We start from the raw sequence: 19,615 nt of genomic DNA, 5'->3' as shown, positions 1-19,615 counted from the left end.
AGGTGGAGAAGATGTTAAAGCTGGCGGTTAAACGATTAGATAAAACAAGTGGTAGCATTTTACATTCAGACCAAGGCTGGCAATATCAGATGGCGGCTTATCGTCAAATTCTTGCTGAGCACGGCATCATACAAAGTATGTCAAGGAAAGGAAACTGTTTGGATAATGCCGCGATGGAGAGTTTCTTTGGACGATTAAAAACGGAATGCTTTTATAGTCGGGAATTTAATACGCGAGAGGAGATAGTTAATGCGGTAAGGGATTATTTGGATTACTATAATCATCGACGGATTCAACTAAAATTAAAAGGACTGAGTCCGATACAATATCGTCGTCAGTCCTCATGTGAATAGTCCAGATTTTTGGGGTCAGATCATTTTAACCGCACTTTTTTATTACACTTCTTCTTTTTCTTTCACTTTCGTCTTGCCAAGTACCGTATCTTTCATCACCGTCAACAATTCTTTCTGTACATGAGAAAGTTTTGGTTTTTCCGACTTTTCAAATGCTAGTGGACGACAAAACTCCATAGCCTTAATGCCCAATCGAGCTGTCAATAATCCCACGCCAATCCCCTGCGCTGCTCGTGCAGAAAGTTTCGCGGTAATATCTTGCGAAAGCCAATCCATTCCTAAATCTTGCACGATTTCAGTCGCTCCGGCAAAAGCAAGATTCACCAATACCATTCTGAGCAAACGAAGACGGGTAAAATAACCGAGTTCAATCCCATAAATCGCTGCAATTTTATTGATTAGACGAATATTGCGCCACGCAATAAAAAACATATCAATAACGGCCAAAGGACTAATTGCCACAATCACAGCGGATTCTGCCGACATTTTTGTAATCAGTTTTTTCGCTTTTTTATCAAAAGACTGTAACACTGTTTGACTAAATAAATGGGTAACTTCGCGAGCAGAATAACTTTCATTAAGCTGCTTTTCCCATTGGACAATTGCAGGATGCTGCGAATCCAATTTTAAGGTATCGGCAATCGATAAACACAAGACTTTTCCTTTCTCGCTATCCTGTTCTGAAAAAACTTGATGATTTTTAACCGCACTTTCACCTATTAATCGCTGACTTTGTTCTTGTAGATTCAAACGCTTTTTGAGTTTCACCAAACGTCGCCATTCTGCGATGATTTCAGATAAACCAAACAACACAACGACAAAACTCACTAACGCAAAAGCAAGGTAAATCCATTGTTGATTTTGATAACTATCCCAAATCCATTGAACAGATTGTGCAACCGTCGCCCCTAAAAATAAAAGTGCGGTCAATTTCAAAGCCGTTTTCCAACCACTCGATTTAGGCTTCACAATTTGCTCAAATTGCTCGTCCAACAACTCCCCTTCTAAAGGTTCGTTATCAATGGTGGTTTCAACATTATGAAATTCTTGCTTAGGCAGAATTTCTTCCTCTTCGACTTGTTGGGATTGTGTGAAAATTTGTTTTGTCATTATTCTTTCCAATAAAAATAGAAACGGTATTTTACTTCGAATTTCTTTAGCAAATCTTAAATGGCTGAAATAAAAAAGCAATATTGACTAGAAAATAAAATGAGCTACTATAGCCATTGTCCACAATTAGTTTATCTAATGTGTTAAGTTTTAACTGTTAACTAACTAGAAGGATCTTTTCATGAAGAAACTTATCGCCACTGCGGTGCTTTCCGCGTGTTCAATGGCTTATGCCAATACCGACATTCCAAACTACAATACCGATTCTCATCTGTATGAATTCACTCAAACCTATGACTTAGTTGCGCCAAAAGGCTCGCAAGGACAAGCGAATCTGTGGGTGCCTTTACCGTTTAATGGCGAGTATCAACAGGTAAAATCTATCCATTTTGAAGGTAACTATTTTGATGCCTATGTGACAGAAAACAACAAATATGGTGCTAAAACCCTATTTGCTACTTGGGATAAAGATGCACAAAAACGCGACTTAAAAATCACAATGGTGATTGAAACCAAAGATCGTGAACCAATGGTTAAAGGTGCGTTGACAAATTACAAGCCACCAAAAGATGTTCACTATTCTGTTGATGTACAAGAATATTTAAAACCGACTCAACATATTAAAACAGATGGTATTGTGAAACAGTTCGCCGATAAGATTGTAGGAACTGAAACAAATCCATTGAAAAAAGCTGAGTTGATTCACCAATGGATTGTCAACAATATGGAACGTGATAATTCCGTTTTAGGCTGTGGTGATGGTGATGTAGAAAAAATTCTGACCACTGGTGTGTTAAAAGGTAAATGTACCGATATTAACTCTGTTTTCGTTGCACTGGCTCGCGCTAGCGGTATTCCTGCTCGTGAAATTTTTGGTATTCGTTTAGGCGCCGCGGATAAAATGGGCAAATATTCCAAAGGTGCATTCGGTAGTGCGGATGAACATGGCGTAGCAAACGTAAGCGGTGGTCAGCATTGTCGTGCTGAATTCTATCTTGCTGGTTTCGGTTGGGTACCTGTTGATTCTGCCGACGTAGCAAAAATGCGTTTAGCAGAGAAAAAATCTGTTGATGATAAGGATACACAAGCCGTTGCCAAATACTTATTCGGTAACTGGGAGGCTAACTGGGTAGGATTTAATCATGCTCGTGACTTCGATTTATATCCGCAACCAGAACTTGCTCCACTCAATAACTTTGGCTATCCGTATGCTGAAGTGGGTGGCGACCCGTTAAATTCCTTTGACCCGAAAGAATTTAAGTATGACTACGTCTCTAAAAAGCTCTAATAAATCTTTTTGGGTTGCGATTGCCACCGCGCTAAGTGCTGCGGTGGCATCAACCTTGTGTTGTATTGCGCCTTTAATCTACTTAGTATTTGGCGTGTCATCCACATGGTTGATTGGCTTGGGTGAATACGATTATTTACGCATTCCGATGCTTATCGTTTCATTATGCGCCTTTGCCTACGGTTTTTGGTTGCTGATGTTTTCCAAAAAAATCATTTGCAGCAAATACATTTCCCGTAAAAAGCTCATTGTTTTGTACTGGATTGTATTTATCGTCATGGTATTTTTCTTAACTTATCCAACCATTTTACCGTGGATTTTAGAGCTTTCTAATTAGGAACAAAAAATGAAGAAATTAACGACCGCACTTTTGCTTTCATTATTCACTTTCTCTATCGCTCAGGCAGAAGAAACAAAGCAAGTTATGTTAAAAGTGAATGAAATGAACTGCCAGCTTTGTGCTTATTTGGTGAATAAAGAATTACGTAATATTGATGGCGTGATTTCCACTAAAGCCTCCATTAAAGATAGAACTGTGACTGTTGTAGAAGATCCAAAAGTTTCTGATGAGCAATTGATTAATGCGATTCACAAACTGGAATATACGGCGGAAGTGGTGAAGTAAAACGATAAAAATAAAAGTGCGGTCAAAATTGACCGCACTTTTTTATCTTTAAGAATCGACTTATTTAATCACGCCACATGCCATACGTGGGCCGCCACCGCCAAGTGGAGCTGGATGATCTGAGTGGTTATCGCCACCTGCGTGAATCATAATAGAGTGACCACGAACTTCATCTAATTTTTTAAGACGTGGCGCTAAAACAGGGTTAGTTGCGGTACCATCATGTAATACAGTTAAAGCCGGTAAGTCACCTAAGTGAGCATCATCCTGCCATGGGTAACCGTGTTGTTTTGCGCCTTTAGGATCCCAGTGACCGCCAGCCGCTAAACCTGCTGTTAATTTACCGTCTTTTTCTTTTGGATCACAGCTTGGATTTTCATGAATGTGGAAACCATGTAAACCTTCAGCTAAACCTTGTAGATTTGGTGTAAACACTAAACCATAATTTGATTCAGTAATAGTTACAGTCCCTACATCTTTGTTACCATTTGCAGGATCTAATTGTTGTACTTTTACTTCGATTGAAGGACCTGCTGGTTTTGCCATATGGTCATGTGCATTTGCCACGCCAGCAGCACAAATTCCGCTGATTGCTAATGCTAAGAGAGTTTTCATTTTCATCATAAGCTCCTTTACTTTAGAAAGACTCAAATTGATTCTACCTAAATACCAATAAAAAAATAGTGGTTTATATTAAGTATTTGACAATTAAATCGATTTGATTTTTCTATCAATCAAATCTATCCGCCAATAAAAACTGTAAAACTGCATCCATTCTTAAATGCGGGATACTTTCGCCTTGTTGTAAAACTTGAGGTTCAAAGGAATCAAAATCAAAAGATTGTTTTGACCAGAACTCAGCATTAGGTAGTTTACTTGGAACAGAACCCGGATAAAGGGTAATCAGTTGTTTATCTAAAGAACGCACACCTTGAATGGCTTTGATTTGTTTACCGTTTTGATTAACTAAAACTTGTTTTGTCGCTCGAATCGCAGCAATTGCCGTGTATTCTGTATCAATCCCTTCAAATTCAACATGACGACCACCCTCTTGCACCAATTGGCGCATTAGGCTAATTAAGTTTTGAATTTGATCTGTCGTGATATGATCGGCTTTTGTTGCCACAAACATGAGCTTATCAATATTTGGGGAAAACAAGCGATTAAGTAAATTGCGTTTCCCATAATGGAAATTTTTGAAAAGCTGATTAAGCCCTGTTTGCATATCGATAAAAGCTTGTTGGCTATGATTTAGTGGCGTTAAGCAATCGGCTAAAATCACTTGGCGATCAAAAGTAGAAAAATAATTTTCATAAAAGCCTTTCACCACCTTATTACGATAATAATCATATCGCTTATTCAACACGGCAAAATAGCTATTAGATTTCGCTTCTTTTTTCAGTTTTAACCATTGTTCTTCCGACAAGTGCAATAACGGGAAAAATTGTAAAACAGGTGCGCCTTCTAATTCCCCAGGCAAGACAAATCTACCTGGTTGAATAAATTGCATTCCTTCAGCTTTGCAAGCGAGCAAATAATCGGTATACGATTTTGCAATCTGCGCTAAAACATCTTCATTGACGACCGCACTTAGGTCAAGCTTTTTCAGCTTATCCAACCAATCTTGTGCAAACTGTTGACGAATACCTGATGTAATTTTAGCTTGTTCAAGTGACCATTGTTGAAAATCTAAATTCAGCAAAGGTAAATCCAATAACCATTCACCAGGGTAATCAAAAATATCCAAGTATAATGTGCCACGTTCTTTAAAATGGCGAAGTAAGCCCGATTGGCGTTCAAAACGAATAGCAAGGCGTGTTTCACTTACCCCTCGGGTAGATTGGCACCATTGTGGAGGATTATTCATTAAATCATTGAGATTCGCTTCATAATCAAAACGTGGAATACTTAAATCCTGCTGTGGCACACGTTTTACTGCCAAAATAGATTGATTTCGGGCAGCCTCAAATAAAGGAAGATGTGCATTTCCCTCTTGATTAATATGTAACAATTGATTAATCAAGCTCGTAATAAAGGCTGTTTTACCACTTCTACTTAACCCTGTCACAGCCAAACGTAAAGTGCGGTCAAATCCACGATTGATTATTTGATTAATTTCCCGATTAATTGATTTAAACATATCCTAAAAATCCAATAACTAGCCATTTTTGCCAAGATATTTTACAATTCACTCAATTTATCACAAAACGGTCTTTAATAATAAAGCTATGTTACGTCGAAATGTCACTTTTTGTTTTTTATTGTGTGGGTTGAGCCAAATTAATCTGGCACAAGCCGCTCCAAGCATACCCAAAATGCTGACAGAAAACGGCTTAACATACTGCACAAATGCATCGGGTTTTTCCTTTAACCCACAAACTGCAGACGCTGGTACTAGTATGAATGTGGTGACGGAGCAAATTTATAACAAATTGTTTGATATTAAAGACCATAGTGCAGCGCTTGTTCCTGTGTTAGCACAATCCTATTCTCTTTCATCTGATGGTAAACAAATTCTTATTAACCTTCGTAAGGGGGTGAAATTCCATCACACTCCTTGGTTTACGCCTACGCGTGACTTTAATGCAGAAGATGTGGTCTTTTCGATTAATCGTGTTTTAGGACACGATACTTACCTGCCTACACTTTCAGATGATGTGGTCACCTACAAAAATCCACAATATAGAATCTTCCATGAGCAGGCTAAGAAGGTTCACTTTCCGTATTTTGAAAGTATTAAATTAAACCAAAAAATTAAAAGCATCACAGTAACGAACCCTTATCAGGTCAAAATTGATCTGTTTGAACCCGATGCGTCAATTCTGTCGCATCTTGCCAGCCAATACTCTATTATTTTCTCGCAAGAATATGCGTATCAATTAAGTGCAGATGATAATCTCACCCAATTGGACACACACCCTGTTGGCACGGGTCCTTATCAAGTAAAAGATTACGTTTATAACCAATATGTTCGCTTGATACGCAATGAAGCTTATTGGGAAAAGAAAGCCAAAATTGAAAATATTATTGTGGATCTTTCGGCGGATCGTACAGGGCGTTTAATTAAATTCTTTAATAATGAATGTCAAATCGCTTCTTATCCCGAAGTCAGTCAACTCGGTTTATTAAGTGAAAAGGACGACCGTTATTATCTGCAATCTACAGATGGAATGAACCTAGCCTATTTGGCTTTCAATTTCCAAAAGCCATTAATGCAGGATAAAACTATTCGTCAAGCTATTTCGCAAAGTTTAAACCGTTTTAGAATTGTGCGAAATATTTACCACAATACAGCAACCGTAGCGAATAACATTATCCCTGATATATCTTGGGCTTCTGCGATTAATACGCCTGATTTTTCTTATGATTATAAGCCCTCTGAAGCGGAAAAAACGTTACGCGATAAAAAACTCGCATTAAAGATGTGGGTAATAAACGAAGAGCAAGTATATAACCCTGCACCAATTAAAATGGCGGAGCTCATCAAATGGGATTTAGCCAAAGCGGGAGTGGACGTTAAAGTGCGGTCAGTAACACGCACGTTTTTAATCGAACAATTACGCAAAGGGACTGAAGATTACGATTTAATCTTAACGGGTTGGCTTGCTGGAAACCTTGATCCTGACGGTTTTATGCGCCCGATTTTAAGTTGTGATACACAAAAGGAAATCACTAATCTATCCAATTGGTGTAACCCTGAATTCGATAAAATGATGGATCGCGCACTATCCACCAATCATTTATATGAACGGTCTAAAGCGTATAACAATGCGCAAGAGCTCATTTTAAACGAATTACCTATTGTGCCAATTGCAAACGTAAAACGACTTTTAGTCGCACGTGGTAATGTAAAAGGAATTGAGATGACCCCATTTGGTAGCATCAATTTTTCTACCTTGTATTTCATGAAAAATAAGGAGAAAAAATAATGCTCTTTTCAGCAATTCGTTACGTCATTTGGGTAAGCATTTTATTATTGATTTTATCCGTATTAAGTTTTGTGATTTTAATGCGAGATCCGCTCAATGCTGATCTTGTCACAAGTAACATTTATAGTGCTTATTATCATTACCTTACATCATTGTTACAGGGCGATTTAGGAATTACCTATAACGGCGGAGAATCGTTAAAAGATTTAATTTTTACTGTATTACCACCTACATTAGAGCTCTGTTTTACCGCACTTTTATTGGCTTGCATCTTAGGTATTCCTCTCGGCGTATTAAGTGCGGTCTATAATCAGCGTCCTTGTGCACGCGCATTGCAAAGTATCTCTAATGTTGGTTTGTCTATTCCTATTTTCTGGTTTGCCCCGATTTTACTCTATGTGGCCGCGATTCAAAGCTGGGAGATTGCAGCCATCGGGCAGTATAATTTACTGTATGAAATCAAACCTATCACAGGCTTCCCTACCATCGATATGTGGTTTGTTGATGTCCCTTACCGAACTAAAATCGTACAAAACGTTTTACAGCATTTAGCCTTGCCTACATTAGTGCTTTGTATTCTGCCGACAATGGAATTTATCCGAATCATTCAGCAACGAGCTGATTATTTACTTCAACAAGAATATGCCAAAGCAGCAGTAACACGTGGATGGTCGAAATGGACGATTTTAAAACGTTACGTTTTTCGTAATACATTTCCATTATTGATTCCACAGCTTACTCGCGTATTTACCTTAGTATTAACACAATGTATGTTGGTCGAAACTGTATTGGGTTGGCCGGGAATTGGGCGTTGGCTGATTGATGCCGTAACCCAACAAGATTACAACAGTATTTCTGCCGGTGTCGTAGTGATCGGTGTTTGCATCATCATTATTGATACCTTAGCCAAGTCACTGATGTTTATGTTAGATCCATTTAATAAGAAGGGTTGGTATGCAAGATAGAGAACCTGATGAATTTCGCGAAAGCACCTCCTTCTTTCAAATTTGGTTGCTTTTCCGCCAAAATCGTGTGGCATTATTTAGTTTCTATTTATTTGTTATCCTGATTTTGGTCGCACTTTTTCCGAAGCTAATCATGCCTTATAGCGAAAGCATGGAGTTTGTGGGAGAAGAGTTAATGCCACCATCTTGGGTAGAAAAAGGTCGTATCGCCTTTTTCTTTGGCACGGACGATCTTGGCCGAGATGTACTGAGTCGATTAATAATGGGGACACAATACACTCTTGGTTCATCCCTTTTGGTGGTTATCGCTGTGGCAATTATTGGGGGCGCACTAGGTATTCTTGCAGGTATGTCTGACGGGATTAAAGCGCGTTTTTTAGGTCATTTTTTTGATGCTTTTTTATCGATTCCTATTTTGCTGATTGCCATTATCATTTCCACGTTAATGGAACCAAGCTTAATGAATGCGATGTTTGCTACCCTATTAGCTATTTTGCCGTATTTTGTGCATGCCATTTATCAAGCGATTCAGCAAGAGCTGAAAAAAGACTATGTTCTCTTACTAAGATTAGATGGGATTTCAAACTGGGAGCTATTAAAAAGCACAATTTTGCCGAATATTAGTGCCATCTATACGCAAGAAATCGCTCGTGCGTTTGTTGTGGCAATCTTAGATATTACAGCATTAAGCTTTATTTCTCTTGGTGCGCAACGCCCTATGCCAGAATGGGGGGCGATGATAAAAGACTCACTGGAGTTAATTTATCTTGCGCCTTGGACTGTTTTATTACCTGGTTTTGCTATTATTTTTACCATTTTATTAAGCATTATTTTTACTAACGGATTGTGTCAAGCAATCAATAAATATTACGAGTAACCCATGGCGCTGTTAGATATTCGCAATCTTAATATTGAAATTCAAACACCAAACGGCCGCATAAAAATTGTGGACGGCGTCAATCTTTCGCTTAATGAAGGGGAAATTCTAGGACTTGTCGGTGAGTCAGGTTCAGGTAAAAGTTTAATCGCTAAAGTAATCAGTAATTCTATTAAAGACAGCTGGATTGTCACCGCTGACCGTTTTCGTTTTAATGATGTTGAATTGCTTAAACTGACACCGAATCAACGTCGAAAAATCGTTGGAAAAGAAATTTCAATGATATTCCAAAACCCATTAAGCTGTCTTGATCCAAGTCGAAAAATTGGTAAACAGCTTATTCAAAGTATTCCAAACTGGACCTTTAAAGGCCGTTGGTGGCAGTGGTTTGGTTGGAAAAAACGTCGTGCGATTGAATTACTGCACCGTGTAGGAATTAAAGACCACCAAGATATTATGGCGAGTTATCCTAATGAGCTCACTGAAGGTGAAGGCCAAAAAGTGATGATTGCCGTAGCAGTGGCGAATCAACCTCGATTATTAATTGCGGATGAACCCACTAATTCTTTGGAGTCCATTACGGCATTGCAAATTTTCCGTTTGCTTTCAAGTATGAACCAAAACCAAGGTACAACAATTTTATTAGCCAGTAACGATCTTAAAAGTATCAGTGAATGGTGTGATAGCATTTCCGTTCTTTATTGTGGGCAAAATACAGAGTCTGGGCCGACCGACCAAATATTAGAAATGCCTCATCATCCTTATACACAAGCATTGCTTTACTCTGTTCCCGATTTTAGTCGCCCTTTAGGTTTTAAAAGCAAATTAGGGACATTAGAAGGCACTGTGCCGATTTTAGAACAAATGCCGATTGGCTGTCGTTTAGGACCTCGCTGCCCTTTTGCTCAGCGTGAATGTATTCAAAAGCCAAGCCGATATCGCATTAAACAGCATGAGTTTTCCTGCCATCATCCGATTAATCTTCGAGAACGGCAGTTTAAAGATAAAATTGCAACTTCACCGCTTACGCTAAATACCGAATCAAAAGGAAACGAATAATGCCATTATTACAAGTGGAAAATCTCAGTAAAACCTTTGATGAACCCGCAAAACTTTTTGGTTTTGAGCAATTTTATGCGGTAAAAGACGTCAGCTTTACGCTTAACCGTAAAGAAACGCTTGCGATTATCGGTAAAAATGGTTCGGGTAAATCGACCTTAGTAAAAATGATCGCAGGGATAACTCCCCCTGCTTCAGGAAAAATCTTATTTAATGATTTACCATTACAATTCGAAGATTTTCACTATCGCGCACAGCATATTCGAATGGTTTTCCAAGATGCGAATTCAGCGTTTAACCCGCGTTTAAATATTGGACAAGCCTTAGATGCACCACTACGATTAATTACCGATTGGGATGAAGAGGCTCGCAATGAAAAGATCTTTGAAACGCTCTCATTGGTAGGGCTTTATCCTGATTATACGAATCTGAAAATTAAACACCTTTCGGTCAGTCAAAAACAGCGTATCGCCTTAGCTCGTGCGCTGATTCTTCAACCTGAGATCATTATTATTGATGATGCATTGAGTACATTAGATGCCTCTGTGCGTATTCAATTGCTTAATCTGATTTTAGATTTACAAGAACATTTAGGCATTTCCTATATTTATGTTGGACAAAATTTAGGCATTATCAAACATATAGCCGATCAAGTTTTAGTAATGGATGAAGGTGAGATTATCGAGTCTGGCACTCCGAGAGAGATCTTTACCAATCCTCAAAATAATATTACTCGCCTACTTGTAGAAAGCCATTTTGGTCAATTGCTTGATGAAAATGCTTGGCAAACAACGACTTCCTAATTCTCTGTCAAACAAGTTAGGCATAGACATCTCAAAAAAACGTCTTTAAAATTGACCGCTCTTTTCATTCTTTTTAACAAAATAGGAAAGCAACTATGCAAGCGTTATTAAAACTCACTAACTTTGTGAGCAAAACTTTCGCATTATGGGCGATTGTTTTTGCTCTTCTCGCCTTTCTCTTCCCTGAGCAATTCAAAATTTTTGCACCCTACATTCCTTACCTTTTAGGTTTGGTGATGTTTGGCATGGGGATTACCTTAACTTTTGCAGATTTCAGTGAAGTGGCTAAACATCCAAAATCTGTGTTCATTGGTGTAGCGGGTCAATTTATCATTATGCCAGCTATCGCATTTGGATTAGCAAAAGCCTTTGATTTGCCTGCTGATTTAGCGGTTGGTGTAATTCTTGTGGGTTCTTGCCCGGGTGGTACATCATCAAACGTAATGACTTATTTAGCGAAAGGTAACACCGCGCTTTCTGTTGCTTGTACCACAATCTCTACCTTACTTTCACCAGTATTAACCCCTGCTATTTTCTATGTATTAGCAAGCCAATGGTTAGATATTGATGCAGGTGCAATGTTTATGTCTGTATTAAAAATGGTGTTGTTCCCAATTTTCTTAGGTTTAGTTGTTCGTGCACTCTTCAAAAAACAAGTGGAACAAGCAAGCCAAACTATGCCATTAGTCTCTGTTATTTCTATTGTATTAATCCTTGCAGCCGTCGTAGCAGTAAGTAAAGATAAGATTGTAGAATCTGGCCTATTAATTTTCAGCGTGGTTGTTTTACATAACTGCTTAGGCTATTTAATTGGCTACTTTGCGGCAAAATTATTTAAACTTAATACGGCGGATAGTAAAGCGGTGGCAATTGAAGTAGGTATGCAAAACTCAGGTTTAGGTGCTGCATTAGCTGCTGCTCATTTCAACCCAATTGCGGCGGTACCAAGTGCTTTATTCAGTTTCTGGCACAATGTATCGGGTCCAATTTTGGCGAATATTTTCTCTAATATCAAAAATGAAAAATAAGCTATTTGGGTAAAAAAATAAGGGCGGAAATTACATTCCGCCCTTTTTATATTTTACTGTTTTACTTAACCGAACCACAATTTAAACAATACAAATACTGCCCTTTTGGATCATTAAATTTGGTTAACACATTCAGCTGTTTTTTCACTTGATGCACTTCCTGTGGCAGTCCCAACCAATTTGTCAGTAACGCTTGACCTTTTTGTTTAAGCTTGCGATCTAATTTAGCAAAGAAACTATTATCTTCATCCACCAACCATTGCACACTAAAATTATCCATGTATTTATCAGGATGTTGATTGACTAGTGCGACCACTTTATCAATGGCTACATCAATATCGCCTAATTCATCCACTAAGCCATTTTTCTGTGCATCTTGCCCTAACCAAACTTGGCCCTGAGCAATTTTATCCACTTTATCTTTTGATAATTGACGACCACGGCTTACCACATCTAAGAAGCGCTCATAACCATTTTCGATGCTAAGTTGATAAATATCCTGTGTATTTTTACCCAATGGACTTAAAGCTGACGTTTCCGCGAGATCCGTTGTCGCTACGCCATCAGTACTCATTCCCATTTTTTTGATTGTATTTTCAAAGGTTGGGAATAATGCAAAAATCCCGATTGAACCCGTAATCGTATTTTTATCCGCCACGATATAGTCAGCAGTTGAAGAAATCCAATAACCACCAGAAGCTGCCATGCCTCCCATTGATACTACAACAGGTTTGCCTGCTTTTTGAAGATTTTCGGTTTCCTGGCGAATAATTTCAGAGGCAAATGCACTGCCACCCGGTGAGTTAACACGGAGAACAACCGCCTTCACTTTCTCGTTATCGTAGGCTTGTCTCAATAACTTCGCAATGGTATCGCCGCCAGCTGATTCTTCATCGCTTTCACCATCAATAATGGTCCCTTCGACATTCACTACCGCAACAATATTTTTTTCATTTGGCTCAACAGAGAAACGATCGCCTAAATCAGATAAATAATCTTCAAAATCCACTAATTTGGCTTTGCCTTCTTCATCTTGACCGAAAAGTGCGGTCAATTTTTTATCTAAATCCAATCTTGTCGCAAACTGTGTCACCAACTGACGTTTTTTCACATAAGCCGTTTCATCACCTTTTAACGCTTTTAAATCACTAATGTATTTTTGTGCATTCGGTAATACATCATTGGCGGTAATATGACGATTAACCATTAATGTTTGCATATAGTTTTGCCACATGCCACCAAGCCATTTTTGCATATTTGCTTTTGCTTCTGGCGACATATCATCACGCAAGAAAGGTTCTACCGCGGACTTATATGTCCCTACACGGAAAATATGTGGTGTAATTTCAAGTTTTTCGAGCATAGATTTAAAGTAAAGGTTTTCCTGACGCAAACCTTGAATACCGACTTGCCCAATTGGATTGAGATAAATGTCATCCGCAAAACTCGCGAGGAAATATTGTGCCTGTGTGTAATTGTCAGCATAAGCAATAACCGGCTTTTCTGACTCTTTGAAGCTTTGAATCGCTTTCCCTACATATTCTAATGAGGGAAGATCGCCCCCTTCAAAGTCATTTAAATTCAGCACTAAACCACGAATTCGTTCATCATCTTTTGCAGATAAAATACTTTGTACCACATCAAAAGTGGAATATTTATAAGAGACCTTTTCATTATTTAAACGTTGAAATTCCTCTTGCCAACTCAGCATATCTTCCGTGTTATCTGCAAGATAGCCTGTTAAATTTAAATATAATGCGCCTTGATCGCCCGATAAAACTTGGCTTTTCTTACCATCACTAAAAAGGCTGACAAGCACAATCAATGCTAAAACAAACAGTAAGAACACAAAATTCATCACAAGATTTCGGATAAAATTGAGCGCTTTACAACAAAATTTCAATACGCTTAAGATGACATTCATGCGAAATTAAACCTTTAAAACGGAAATAAAAATTGTGCGTAGCCTATCATAAAGTCCCATGAAAAACTATGCTATAATCAACCGCACTTAACTAGAAGAAGGAAAATACTATGGATGCATTAACCCTTTTAACACAACGCAAATCGAATAAAAAATTAACTGCACCTGCACCTAGCCAAGTGCAATTAGAACAAATGTTTCAAGCCGCTTTACATACACCTGATCATGGTAAACTTGAGCCTTATCATTTCGTGGTAATCCAAGGCACAGGTTTAAGTAAATTGGAAAGCTTGCTCAAAGCGGCGGTGACTGAATTTGATTTAGGTGAAGAACGATTAAAAAAAGCAGAGAATTTTGCACGCCGTGCACCGATGGTCATTGCGGTGATTGCTAAAATTAATCATGAAGTGAAAAAAGTACCAGGTTGGGAACAAATGCTTACTGCAGGTGCAGCAACTTATGCGATTCAACTTGCGGGCAATGCATTGGGTTTTGAAAGTTTTTGGGCAACTGGTCCTCTCGTTGAGGGACGTGAATTACGTGAAGCATTTGGTTGTAACAAAAATGATAAGATCGTTGCCTTATTACAAATTGGTACAGCAGCTGAAAAATTAGAAAGAGACTGTAAACCAAAAGATTTATCACGTTTCGTGAGCCATCTATAAAGAAAAAATCAAAAAAGGCGGAAATTTCCGCCTTTTCTATTGTTCTTATTCAGACTCGCCTTCTAATCCACTTCTAATTTTATTTTCAAACGCTGTATAATCGACTAAAAAGGCATCATGTCCATAATCTGATGGGAATTCGTAAAATTTTAAATCGACTCCCGCTTGTTCTAAAAGCTGTTTACTTTTATGTAAATCAATAGATTTAAACAGTTGGTCTGTCGTCACAGAGACTAATGTATAACGTGCTTTAATTCGAGATAAAGCTTCTTTTACATCCGCATAACCAACACTTGGGTCATATAAATCCAGTGCACGTAATAAATGCAAATAAGTGTTGGCATCAAAACGATCTAAGAATTTTTTGCCTTGATAACTCAAATAGGATTCTACTTGAAAGTGATCGCCCCAAAATTGCCCTTCAGATTTAGTTGCACGACCAAATGCCTTAGCTAACTGCACATCGGTACGATAGGTTAACATTCCTAACATTCGTGCAATGGAAAGGCCTTGATTAGGTGGCGTGCCATCATAATAGTCACCATTATTGAAATTCGGATCATTAATCACCGCTTGACGCATGACATGGTTAAAACCTATGGCTTCCGCACTAAAGAAGATAGAAGAACAAAGATTGACAATGTTATCCATAAAATCTGGATAATCAATTGCCCATTGTGTAGCTTGCATACCACCAAAAGAGCCACCCACTATTGCTTTTAAATGTGGGATACCAAGATGCTCAAGCAAAGCTTTTTGCACTTTGATAATATCTTGAACGATGATATTCGGGAACTGGCTCCCATAAGGTTTTCCAGTAGTTGGATTAATCGAACTCGGGCCCGTCGTGCCTTTACAGCCACCTAATACATTTGCGCAAATAAAAAAGTATTTAGATGTATCAAAAGCTAGACCTTCGCCCATAAAGTTTTGCCACCAACCGTCTTTATTAGGTTCATCAAAATAAGGTTCTGCATCTCCCGTTAAAGCGTGACAAATCAATACAGTATTGCTTTTATCTGCATTTAAAGTGCCGTAAGTCTGATACGCGACATTAATAGGCGAAAGCTGTCCGCCCAATGTTAATTGGAGTGGATTGTCTTGAAAAAGCACGACATTTTGCACAGCCATTGAAATGATAACCTTTTACGTTGATGGTTCACCAATTATCAACAGCTCATTTTTTTTGTCAAGAAATTTTAGACGTTTAGACGTCTAAATATTTTCTTATCAATTCAGTAAACAAATTACACTTGAACTTACATTGCTTTTTCAGTATGTTAGCAAAATGCAACTATCCAAAACGCTGTCAAAAATGACCGCACTTTCCTGGCTCTTGCGCCTTCCGCTAAAAAAACTCCTCGGTTACGCCCTAGGGCTCTTTTTGCTTGTTTTGATTGGTTGCTTCACCATTGATCGTGCCGTGAGCTTTTATGTACAAGACCGCGTGTATGAAGATCTCGAAACGCTCCCGCATCGCCATTATGCATTGGTACTCGGCACATCCAAATATGTGGCTAAAGGCAAAACCAATAAATATTATGATTACCGCTTAGAAGCATCAAAACTCTTGGTCGAACAAGATAAAGTCGATTATTTACTACTAAGTGGCGATAATCGCACGCTTCAATATAACGAACCACGTACCATGTTTTTGGATCTACGTAAAATGGGTGTATCTGAAAGTGTGATGTTTAAAGATTTTGCAGGATTCCGTACCTTAGACTCTGTTGTGCGAGCAAGTAAAGTTTTCCAAGTGCCCTCTTTTACTATTATCAGCCAAAAATTCCATTGCGAACGCGCACTGCTGATTGCTAAACACTATGATATTGATGCAATTTGCTTTACTGCGAAACAACCTGACGTGTATTTCGGGACACGTGTTCGCGAAATGTTTGCTCGCGTAAAAGCCGTGTTAGACTTAATCATCGGTGTAAAACCTTATTTCCTCGGTGCACCAGAACCTCTGCCAATTCCTACCGAATAGTTAATGATTCTTTAATTTTTACCCTGTTAAATCAAAAAATATCTAAATAATTGGTTTTTTACTCTATTTTTTTGGAGTATTTATTTGACAATTTTTGATGAAATCGCTATTTCTAATACCCATCACAAAACACAGCATCTTACTTTTCATTTTTAGAGGATTATCTTATGTCTCATTTATCGGTAGCAAAATTTGGTGGTACATCCGTTGCAAACTATTCGGCTATGCAGGCTTGTGCCAAAATCATCATTGCAGATCCTAATACTCGCGTTGTGGTACTTTCCGCATCAGCCGGTGTAACAAACTTATTAGTTGCCCTAGCCAATGGCGTAGAAACAGAAGAACGTGCAAAATTAATTGGTGAAGTCCGTCAAATTCAAGAAAATATTTTAAATGAATTACAAGATGATAGCCGTGTACGCCCTGTCATCGAAAAATACTTAGAAAATATTACCGCACTTTCTGAAGCGGCAAGCCTTGCGACATCAAAAGCTTTAACTGATGAAATCATCAGTCAAGGTGAAATGATGTCGACACAAATTTTCATTGAAGTATTAAGAGAATTACAAACCTCAGCTACTTGGGTCGATGTGCGAACTTTAGTCGCAACCAATGATAACTTTGGTAAAGCGGCACCAGATGACGCTCAAACCCAAGCAAATTGCGATAATTTATTAAAACCATTAATCGACCGAGGTGAATTAGTGATCACCCAAGGTTTTATCGGTCGTGAACCAGGCAGTAAAACGACTACTTTAGGTCGTGGTGGTAGTGACTACTCTGCAGCACTTTTAGCGGAAGTATTAAACGCAAAAGATGTGTTAATTTGGACGGATGTAGCGGGAATTTACACCACAGACCCGCGTGTCGTCCCTGAAGCAAAACGTATTGATACCATGAGTTTTGCTGAAGCTGCTGAAATGGCAACCTTCGGCGCTAAAGTATTACACCCTGCAACATTACTTCCAGCTGTACGCAGTAATATTCCCGTTTATGTAGGTTCAAGTAAAGCGCCAGATGCTGGCGGTACTTGGGTAACACGCGATCCACAACCTCGTCCAACATTCCGTGCTATTGCAGTTCGTCGCGATCAAACACTATTAACGCTTTCAAGCTTAAGCATGTTACATGCCCAAGGATTCCTTGCGAATGTATTCAATATCTTAGCCAAATATAAAATTTCGGTGGACACGATTACGACTTCAGAAGTGAGTATTGCATTAACGTTAGATAAAACAGGTTCTGCTTCATCTGGTGTTGAATTACTTTCACCAGAATTATTAGAAGAATTAAGTCAATATTGTACTGTGAAAGTCGATACAGGCTTATCACTTGTCGCATTAATTGGAAATGACTTACACCTTGCTTCAGGTGTAGCAAAACGTATTTTCGATACGCTCGAAGGTTATAATATTCGCATGATTAGCTATGGTGCAAGCACGAATAACATTTGTATGCTAGCGCATAGTGACAAAGCTGATGATGTAGTACGTTCATTACATAAATCGTTGTTTGAATAATAAATTTAGAGAAAGTGCGGTTAAAAATAACCGCACTTTTTTACGTTTTGAATTTGAGATTAAGACAAAAAAAGAGTAAAGTAATCGTTTGTCTGATTTATAAACTTACGCAAAACTTAAGGCGGAAATTATGGGAAAAAGTGTTGTTGTTCTTGGCGCTCAATGGGGCGATGAAGGGAAAGGCAAGATCGTTGATTTATTAACGGATCGAGTCAAATATGTGGTGCGTTACCAAGGTGGTCACAACGCAGGTCACACGTTAATTATTAATGGTGAAAAAACTGTATTACGCTTAATTCCATCTGGTATTTTACGTGATAACGTGACCTGTTTAATCGGCAACGGCGTGGTGCTTTCTCCTGCTGCATTAATGCAAGAAATGGGCGAATTAGAAAACCGTGGCGTAAAAGTACGTGAACGCTTATTAATTTCAGAAGCTTGTCCATTAATCCTACCTTATCACGTTGCAATGGATCACGCTCGTGAAGCTGCATTAGGCAAAAAAGCCATTGGTACAACCGGTCGTGGTATCGGTCCCGCTTATGAAGATAAAGTGGCTCGTCGTGGTTTACGTGTAGGTGATTTATTCAATCGTGAAGCCTTTGCTGAAAAATTAAAAAATCTGCTTGAATACTATAATTTCCAATTAGTGAACTACTACAAAGTAGAACCTGTTGATTATCAAAAAACATTAGACGATGTGTTCGCGGTAGCTGATATCATCACTGGCATGGTGGCAGATGTGACAACCATCTTAGATACTGCTCGCAAAAATGGCGACAACATTTTATTCGAAGGTGCCCAAGGTACCATGCTTGATATCGACCACGGAACCTATCCGTATGTAACCAGTTCTAACACCACTGCAGGCGGCGTAGCGACAGGTTCTGGGTTTGGTCCTCGTAACCTTGATTATGTGTTAGGTATCATCAAAGCATACTGTACACGTGTTGGTGGCGGTCCATTCACCACAGAATTATTCGATGAAACTGGTGCTGAAATTGCACGTAAAGGTAATGAATTTGGTGCTGTAACTGGTCGTCCTCGTCGTTGTGGTTGGTTTGATGCAGTAGCCATTCGCCGTGCAATTCAACTTAACTCTATTTCTGGCTTCTGTATGACCAAATTAGACGTATTAGATGGCTTCGATGAAGTGAAAATCTGTACGGCTTACAAAATGCCAAATGGCGAAATCGTTGAATATGCACCATTAGCAGCGAAAGATTGGGAAGGCGTGAAGCCAATTTACGAAACCTTACCAGGCTGGAAAGAAAACACATTTGGTGTAACTGATGTAAATAAATTACCGCAAACTTGCCGTGATTACATCAAACGTATCGAAGAAGTAACTGGTGTACCGGTAGATATCCTTTCAACGGGTCCAGATCGTGTTCAAACAATGATTTTACGCGATCCGTTTGCGGCCTAAAACAGCATAAAAATAAACCGCACTTTGGCATAGCCAAGTGCGGTTATTTTTTA

The 19,615-nt window shown here is 38.7% G+C and carries 19 protein-coding genes; 14 read left to right on the top strand and 5 right to left on the bottom strand.

Annotation, left to right across the window (positions count from 1 at the left end):
• On the top strand, window positions 1-353 hold a 353-nt coding region (locus tag A9500_RS02045), incomplete at its 5' end, for an IS3 family transposase (RefSeq protein WP_218836887.1).
• 42 nt (window positions 354-395) lie between these two features.
• Here A9500_RS02045 and A9500_RS02040 read toward each other — a convergent pair.
• On the bottom strand, window positions 396-1,463 hold the full coding sequence (locus A9500_RS02040; RefSeq protein WP_065243715.1) for a TIGR01620 family protein: 1,068 nt from the start codon (window positions 1,461-1,463) through the stop codon (window positions 396-398).
• 181 nt (window positions 1,464-1,644) lie between these two features.
• On the opposite strand from A9500_RS02040, the gene A9500_RS02035 reads away from it, so the two are divergent.
• Genes A9500_RS02035 through A9500_RS02025 form a run of 3 tightly spaced genes read left to right on the top strand, consistent with a single transcriptional unit; the run spans window position 1,645 to window position 3,376 of the window.
• Window positions 1,645-2,751: a transglutaminase-like domain-containing protein gene (locus A9500_RS02035; RefSeq protein WP_065243714.1), complete on the top strand. Its 1,107-nt coding sequence runs from the start codon at window positions 1,645-1,647 to the stop codon at window positions 2,749-2,751.
• Window positions 2,726-3,088 (top strand): mercuric transporter MerT family protein, encoded by a 363-nt coding sequence (locus A9500_RS02030; protein WP_065243713.1) that lies wholly within the window; start codon window positions 2,726-2,728, stop codon window positions 3,086-3,088. Before A9500_RS02035 ends, A9500_RS02030 begins: the two co-directional genes overlap by 26 nt.
• Before the next feature lie 9 nt (window positions 3,089-3,097).
• Window positions 3,098-3,376 (top strand): heavy-metal-associated domain-containing protein, encoded by a 279-nt coding sequence (locus A9500_RS02025; RefSeq protein WP_065243712.1) that lies wholly within the window; start codon window positions 3,098-3,100, stop codon window positions 3,374-3,376.
• Between the two features lie 60 nt (window positions 3,377-3,436).
• On the opposite strand, the gene sodC is transcribed toward A9500_RS02025, so the two are convergent.
• Together sodC and A9500_RS02015 are read right to left on the bottom strand one after the other, a co-directional pair.
• A complete protein-coding gene (sodC, locus tag A9500_RS02020) occupies window positions 3,437-3,997 on the bottom strand; it encodes a superoxide dismutase family protein (RefSeq protein WP_005695896.1) in 561 nt (186 codons plus the stop codon).
• A 109-nt stretch (window positions 3,998-4,106) separates the two neighbouring features.
• Entirely contained in the window at window positions 4,107-5,516 is a 1,410-nt protein-coding gene (locus tag A9500_RS02015; RefSeq protein WP_065243711.1) for a YcjX family protein, read from the bottom strand.
• 88 nt (window positions 5,517-5,604) lie between these two features.
• Here A9500_RS02015 and A9500_RS02010 point away from each other — a divergent pair, with 88 nt between their 5' ends.
• The 6 genes from A9500_RS02010 to A9500_RS01985 all read left to right on the top strand — a co-directional run bounded on the left by A9500_RS02010 (window position 5,605) and on the right by A9500_RS01985 (window position 12,037).
• A complete protein-coding gene (locus A9500_RS02010; protein ID WP_065243710.1) occupies window positions 5,605-7,305 on the top strand; it encodes an ABC transporter substrate-binding protein in 1,701 nt (566 codons plus the stop codon).
• Window positions 7,305-8,270 carry an ABC transporter permease subunit gene (locus A9500_RS02005; protein ID WP_065243709.1) on the top strand — a complete coding sequence of 322 codons (966 nt, stop codon included), beginning with the start codon at window positions 7,305-7,307 and terminating at the stop codon, window positions 8,268-8,270. Before A9500_RS02010 ends, A9500_RS02005 begins: the two co-directional genes overlap by 1 nt.
• The gene (locus A9500_RS02000; protein WP_065243708.1) at window positions 8,260-9,147 is read left to right on the top strand and encodes an ABC transporter permease subunit; all 888 of its coding nucleotides are present in this window, start codon (window positions 8,260-8,262) and stop codon (window positions 9,145-9,147) included. The genes A9500_RS02005 and A9500_RS02000 overlap by 11 nt, the downstream gene beginning before the upstream one ends.
• Before the next feature lie 3 nt (window positions 9,148-9,150).
• Window positions 9,151-10,206, top strand: a complete 1,056-nt coding sequence (locus A9500_RS01995; protein WP_065243707.1) for an oligopeptide/dipeptide ABC transporter ATP-binding protein — start codon at window positions 9,151-9,153, stop codon at window positions 10,204-10,206.
• Complete coding sequence (locus A9500_RS01990; protein ID WP_065243706.1) at window positions 10,206-11,009, top strand: ATP-binding cassette domain-containing protein; 804 nt, start codon at window positions 10,206-10,208, stop codon at window positions 11,007-11,009. The genes A9500_RS01995 and A9500_RS01990 overlap by 1 nt, the downstream gene beginning before the upstream one ends.
• A 95-nt stretch (window positions 11,010-11,104) precedes the next feature.
• Window positions 11,105-12,037: a bile acid:sodium symporter family protein gene (locus A9500_RS01985; protein WP_049365906.1), complete on the top strand. Its 933-nt coding sequence runs from the start codon at window positions 11,105-11,107 to the stop codon at window positions 12,035-12,037.
• Between the two features lie 61 nt (window positions 12,038-12,098).
• Here the strand turns inward: A9500_RS01985 and sppA are convergent, their stop codons facing one another.
• A complete protein-coding gene (sppA, locus tag A9500_RS01980) occupies window positions 12,099-13,961 on the bottom strand; it encodes a signal peptide peptidase SppA (RefSeq protein WP_065243705.1) in 1,863 nt (620 codons plus the stop codon).
• Between the two features lie 110 nt (window positions 13,962-14,071).
• Between sppA and A9500_RS01975 the strand changes: the two genes are divergently transcribed.
• Entirely contained in the window at window positions 14,072-14,626 is a 555-nt protein-coding gene (locus A9500_RS01975) for a nitroreductase family protein (RefSeq protein WP_065243704.1), read from the top strand.
• A gap of 45 nt (window positions 14,627-14,671) precedes the next feature.
• On the opposite strand, the gene A9500_RS01970 is transcribed toward A9500_RS01975, so the two are convergent.
• Window positions 14,672-15,757: a homoserine O-acetyltransferase gene (locus tag A9500_RS01970; RefSeq protein ID WP_065243703.1), complete on the bottom strand. Its 1,086-nt coding sequence runs from the start codon at window positions 15,755-15,757 to the stop codon at window positions 14,672-14,674.
• Between the two features lie 157 nt (window positions 15,758-15,914).
• Here A9500_RS01970 and A9500_RS01965 point away from each other — a divergent pair, with 157 nt between their 5' ends.
• The 3 genes from A9500_RS01965 (at window position 15,915) to purA (ending at window position 19,562) form a co-directional block, all read left to right on the top strand.
• Entirely contained in the window at window positions 15,915-16,613 is a 699-nt protein-coding gene (locus tag A9500_RS01965) for an ElyC/SanA/YdcF family protein (protein WP_083180233.1), read from the top strand.
• Between the two features lie 167 nt (window positions 16,614-16,780).
• Window positions 16,781-18,133: a lysine-sensitive aspartokinase 3 gene (gene lysC, locus A9500_RS01960; RefSeq protein ID WP_065243701.1), complete on the top strand. Its 1,353-nt coding sequence runs from the start codon at window positions 16,781-16,783 to the stop codon at window positions 18,131-18,133.
• Between the two features lie 130 nt (window positions 18,134-18,263).
• A complete protein-coding gene (purA, locus tag A9500_RS01955) occupies window positions 18,264-19,562 on the top strand; it encodes an adenylosuccinate synthase (RefSeq protein WP_065243700.1) in 1,299 nt (432 codons plus the stop codon).
• The last annotated feature ends 53 nt before the right edge of the window (window positions 19,563-19,615 follow it).

The organism is Haemophilus sp. CCUG 60358, assembly GCF_001679485.1.
Taxonomy (GTDB): domain Bacteria; phylum Pseudomonadota; class Gammaproteobacteria; order Enterobacterales; family Pasteurellaceae; genus Haemophilus_D.
The sequence above is the reverse complement of the archived record's forward strand: the minus strand, read 5'-3'. Positions and strand labels throughout refer to the sequence as shown.